Annotated in this window: 3 protein-coding genes; all 3 read right to left on the bottom strand. The window is 66.0% G+C overall.

Annotated features, from left to right (window positions below):
- Positions 1-1,798: ABC transporter ATP-binding protein (locus QN357_RS18170; RefSeq protein WP_323505314.1), on the bottom strand; the 1,798-nt coding region annotated here is incomplete at its 3' end.
- 154 nt (positions 1,799-1,952) lie between these two features.
- Complete coding sequence (locus QN357_RS18165; protein WP_134446748.1) at positions 1,953-2,933, bottom strand: carbohydrate ABC transporter permease; 981 nt, start codon at positions 2,931-2,933, stop codon at positions 1,953-1,955.
- Positions 2,930-3,901, bottom strand: a complete 972-nt coding sequence (locus QN357_RS18160) for a carbohydrate ABC transporter permease (protein WP_134446746.1) — start codon at positions 3,899-3,901, stop codon at positions 2,930-2,932. The genes QN357_RS18165 and QN357_RS18160 overlap by 4 nt, the downstream gene beginning before the upstream one ends.
- Between the last annotated feature and the right edge of the window lie 128 nt (positions 3,902-4,029).

The following is a 4,029-nucleotide window of genomic DNA, read 5'->3' as shown; positions in this document are numbered from 1 at the left end:
ACGTGATCTTCGTCGTCGACGGCGGCCGGATCGTCGAGAGCCGGTGGGCGATCGCGATCGTGGTGCGGCCGCGGGACGCGGTGTCGAGTGCCGCCTGCACGACGCGCTCGGAGATGGCGTCGAGGGCGCTCGTCGCCTCGTCGAGGATGAGCACTTCCGGGTTCTTCAGGAGCACCCTGGCGATGGCGATACGCTGCTTTTCGCCGCCGGAGAGCCGGTACCCGCGCTCGCCGACGACCGTGTCGTAGCCGGCGGGGAAGGACGCGATCGTGTCGTGGATGCTCGCGGACCGGGCGGCGGCCTCGAGTTCGTCCGCCGTGGCATCCGGTTTCGCATAGCGGAGGTTCTCGGCGATCGTCGCGTGGAAGAGGTAGGTCTCCTGGCTCACAATGCCGATGTGGGAGACGAGGGACTGCTGGGCGAGATCGCGCACGTCGATGCCGCCGAACAGGACTCGCCCTTCCGTCGCCTCGTAGAAGCGGGGGATCAGGTAGGAGACGGTCGTCTTCCCGGCGCCGGACGGCCCGACGAACGCGGCGAACTGGCCGGGCTCGATCGTGAACGAGACCTGGTCGAGGGTGGGCCGGGACTCACCGGCGGCATCCGGATAGGCGAACGTGACGGCATCGAATTCGACGCGACCGGTGGCGGGGCCGGTCTCGGGCACCGCGAGAGCCTCCGGGGAATCCTGGATCGCCGGGACGAGGTCGAGGTACTGGAAGATCCGCGCGAAGAGGGCGCTCGAGGTCTGCAGGTCGAGTGCGACCCGCATCAGGCCGAGCAGGGGGAACAGCAGCCGGGACTGCACGGTCGTGAACGCGACGATCGTGCCTGCGGTGATGTCGGCGGAACCGTTGCTCATCAGCAGGCCGGCGACCAGGTAGACGATCGCGGGGATGCTCGAGAGGAAAATACTGACCATGGCGAAGAACCACTGGCCACTCATCTGCTGGCTGACCTGCAGTCGTACCTGGTTGTCGTTCTCGTCCGAGTAGCGGCCGATCTCGGCCTGCTGCCTGGTGAAGCTCTTGGAGAGCAGAATCCCGGAGACGCTCAGAGTCTCCTGCGTGATCGCGGTCATGTCGGAAAGCGATTCCTGGGTCTTCGCCGCGATCCGGGCGCGGACCTGGCCGACGCGGCGCTGGGCGATCACGAGGATCGGCATCAGGATCAGGGCGACGATCGTGAGCTGCCAGTCGAGCAGGAGCATCGCGACGAACGCGGCGATCACGGTGACGGCGTTGCCGAGCAGGCTCGAGATGGTGTTCGTGAGCACGCTCGCGACGCCGCCGACGTCGTTCTGCAGCCGCGACTGGATGATCCCGGTCTTGGTGCGGGTGAAGAAGCTCAGCTCCATGGCCTGCAGGTGAGTGAACAGTCGCACGCGCAGGGCGCCCATCACGGTGTTGCCGACACTCGCGGTGAGCCAGGTCTGCCACACCCCGAGCAGCTGGGAACCGAGGTAGATCGCGATCATGAGCCCGACGAGGGTCGCGAGGCGGGGCAGGTTGGGCTCTCCCCCCGGCGGGAACAGGCCCTCGTCGAATGCGCGCTGCACGAGCAGAGGCGGGACCACCGAGAGCGCGGCGCTGATGATCACGAGCACGACGGTGACAGTGAGCGCGGTGCGGTGCGGCGCGAACAGCGCGGCAATCCTGCCGAGGAGGTTCGGTATCCGCGGTGCTTCGGCGTTCTCGGCGCGCTGGGCGACGGGGTCACCGCCGCTGATCCGCCCGCGCGGGCGTCCGTACTGTCCAGGCCGGCCGGAGGGGGCCGACCCGCCACCGTGGCCGTGCATTGCACTCATGAAGCCAGCCTAAACGTCGCCGCAGCGGCATCCGCTCGCCTGCAGGGCACGCAACTGTGCCCGCTCCGGACACCTGTTCCCGTTGCGCGGGGCACAGGTGTCCGTTACGGGCACAGGTGTTGTTCGAGCGGATGCCCGGGCCTGGTCAGCCCTTCGTCGAGCCGGCCAGCAGGCCGCGCACGAAGTAACGCTGCAGGCTGAAGAACACGATGAGCGGCACGATCAGGGACACGAAGGCCGCGGCCGTGAGGCGCTGCCAGTCCTGCCCTCGGGTACCGGTGAGTTCGGCCAGGCGCTGCGTGAGCGGGGCGACATCCGGCGTGCCGCCCGAGAAGATCAGGGCGACGAGCAGGTCGTTCCAGACCCAGAGGAACTGGAAGATCGCGAAGGATGCGAGCGCGGGCACCGCGAGCGGCAGCACGATCCGGAAGAAGACCTGGCCGTGGCTGGCGCCGTCGACACGGGCTGCCTCGATGACCTCGCTCGGGATCTCGGAGATGAAGTTGTGCAGCAGGAAGATCGCCAGCGGCAGCGCGAAGATCGTGTGCGCGATCCAGACCGGCAGGTAGTTCTGCGCCGGGATCATCGGGATCAGCTGGTGCAGCGCCTCCTGCCCGGGCTTCAGGATCGCGGTGAACATCTGGAGCAGCGGGATCAGCGCGAGCTGCAGGGGCACGATCTGCAGTGCGAACACGAGCACGAAGAGTGCGCCACTGCCCTTGAACTTGATCCAGGCAAAGGCGTACGCGGCCATCGAGGCGATCACGAGGGGGAAGATCGTGGCGGGGATCGCGATCGCGAGGGAGTTCACGAAGTACGCGCCGAGCTGCGGGGAGGACTGCGAGGTGGAGAGCAGCACCTCCTTGTAGTTGTCGAGCGTGAAGCCCGGGTTCTGCAGGATGGTCCACCACCCCGTCGTGGTGATCAGCCCGGCGGGCCGGAAGGAGGACACGAACAGGCCGAAGGTCGGCAGCGTCCACAGGATCGCGATGACGAGCGACACGACCGTCGCCGTGCGCGACGTGAGGCGCCGTTTCACCCTGGCCGACTTGGTGCCGACGGTGACGACCTCGAGGGCATTCTTCTTGGTGCCGACGATGGGCAGGTCGACTACGTTGTCGCTCATCGGATCTCCCTCTGCTTGCGCATGATTCGTACGTTGTAGATGACAATCGGCAGCACCATCAGGAACAGCACGATCGCGAGCGCAGCGCCACGGCCCTGCTCACCGGCTCGGAATGCCTGCGTGTACATCTCGTTGGCGATGACGCTCGTGTTGAAGTTACCGGCGGTCATCGTGCGCACGATGTCGAAGACTTTGAGGGTGGCGATCGAGATAGTCGTGATCACGACGACGAGCGAGCCGCGGATGCCGGGGATCGTCACGTTGGTGAACCGCTGCCAGGCGTTGGTTCCGTCGAGTTCGGCGGCCTCGATCTGCTCGGTCGGGACCCCCTTGATGGCTGCAGAGAGGATGACCATGGCGAATCCGGTCTGGATCCAGATCATCACGATGATCAGGAGGAAGGTGTTGATCGGCGAGGTCTGGAGCCACTGCACCGGCTGGCCGCCGAGCCAGACCACGATCTGGTTCAGGAGGCCGATCTGGTCGCTTCCTCCCGACTTGTAGTCGTAGATGAAGCGCCAGATGATTCCGGCACCGACGAAGGAGATCGCCATCGGCATGAAGACGAGGGCCTTGAAGTATTTCTCTCCCCGGGACTTGTCGATGAAGACCGCGTAGCCGAGGCCGATGGCCGTTGAGATCGTCGGCACGACGACAACCCAGATCAGGGTGTTGCCCAGGGTGATCAAAGCAGCCGGCTGGGTGAACATCCAGACGAAGTTCTCGGCGCCGACATAGGCACCCGAACTGTTGGTGAACGCCAGGAGGGAGGTGCGGAATGCCGGGTAGATCAAACCGGCAAGCAGCAGGAGGAGGGCGGGCGCGATGAAGAAAGTCAGCTGCCAATAGTCGCGCCCGCGTTTGGGCGCTCTGTCTATCAGGAAAAGCAGGAGACCGATGACAAGCGCGAACGCTGCCAGTGCCCCCACTACCTGGATTATCTTTCCGAGTAAGTCTGCGGTCGTCATTGGCCGGTCCCTTCAATCGTGCGCGAAGCGGTCGTGCGAGGGGTCGCGTGGAGGTCTTGTAGGTGGTGCAGGTGGTGCGGTCGTGCGGGAGGCGGGTGGCGGGGGCCCCCCCCCGAGACGCCCCGCCC

The organism is Cryobacterium sp. RTC2.1 (genome assembly GCF_035018685.1).
Taxonomy (GTDB): Bacteria; Actinomycetota; Actinomycetes; order Actinomycetales; family Microbacteriaceae; genus Cryobacterium; species Cryobacterium glucosi.
This window is presented reverse-complemented; position numbering and strand designations above follow the sequence as displayed.